The following is a 1,268-nucleotide window of genomic DNA, read 5'->3' on the forward strand; positions in this document are numbered from 1 at the left end:
GCTCAAAACCTTTGCTTTGAATTTCATTTTTTACGGTTGGGTTACGCTCTAAGCGAGCAATGGAAACTAAGTTGCTGTAATACATCGTCAATTCTGCGAGGGCTGGCAGCTGAGATTGCAAACAGATAGTGGTTTGAATGGGGTCGATACCAACTGCAAGGTAATCTGCGACTACGTTTAGAATGTTCGAAGATACCTTTGAAGGATTGTGTGCGTTATCGGTCAGGCCTTGCATATCGGCGACCAGAATGGTTTGGTCATGCTCCGATTGTAATGCCACACGCTGTTGTAACGAACCGACGTAATGACCAAGGTGTAAAGGCCCTGTAGCTCGGTCCCCCGTGAGAATGATTTCGCGTTGTTGATGCGTTTCTTTGATGTTCATGGTTATCTCCTAGTCAAAATAGATCGCTACTGGAGATAAAAAGACAAGACACTCTTCGCTACCTTCCAGCAGCGTAAGAATGTAAGAATTCCGCGCCGCTCTACATAGAGCGCCACCAGAAAAAGTATGATGATGAAGGTGTGAAGAATAAGTTCATGCGTCTTAAGCTAACAGGGACTAAGACAATGCTCAATCCCAATGTGAAGAAAATGCAGTGTGTGAAAATTTGCCCGATTACATCGGCAAGGACATTGCGATAACGAGAACAGCACCAAATACCGAACCAGAAACAAATGCACATAGAACGGTTTTGTTGTGTTTACTTTTCATCGATGGACTCCTATTCATCACCACCAGAACCGTACAAGGAATGAGCACGGCTCAACTTCATTTCACTTGTCGGCGCTGGAGTTCTGTTTTATCTCCAGTGCGATAAGTCGGAGTAGTAAAACAATATATGCAACCTTCGACCAGTCGAGCTTGGTCAAACTGAGATATTAGGCTCATATCGGAATGCAACGTACATCCTAATCAACATAAGAATAAAATTTCATCGCTTCCCTATTCCCCGCCCCCTAGTTTGTGGCTTAATAGCGAAACAATAATGACTTTTTTCTTTTTTGCTGCGGATACTTACATGGATTCTGTTTTACATCAGTTGCAATTCTCTTTGTCGATCACCGGCCCCATCTGCTTAATGTTGGTGCTTGGCGTTATCTTTAAACGGTTTGGTCTCATCAACGATAACTTTATTGAAATAGGCTCTAAGCTGGTTTTTAAGGTCACGCTGCCAGCCATGTTGTTTGTCAGTATTGTGGCTTCTGAGCATGATTTTTCTGCCGCCAGTGGTTTCATCAACTACGGCGTAGTCGCGAGCATTCTG

Annotated in this window: 2 pseudogenes; one reads left to right on the forward strand and one right to left on the reverse strand. The window is 43.8% G+C overall.

Annotation, left to right across the window (positions count from 1 at the left end):
- Nucleotides 1-385, reverse strand: a pseudogene (locus R7P35_RS24865) (tryptophan--tRNA ligase); the annotation flags it as partial.
- 637 nt (nt 386-1,022) lie between these two features.
- Between R7P35_RS24865 and R7P35_RS24870 the strand changes: the two are divergent.
- Nucleotides 1,023-1,268 (forward strand): annotated as a pseudogene (locus tag R7P35_RS24870) (AEC family transporter); the annotation flags it as partial.

Source organism: Vibrio sp. Vb0304, assembly GCF_033338995.1.
GTDB classification, from domain to species: domain Bacteria; phylum Pseudomonadota; class Gammaproteobacteria; order Enterobacterales; family Vibrionaceae; genus Vibrio; species Vibrio alginolyticus.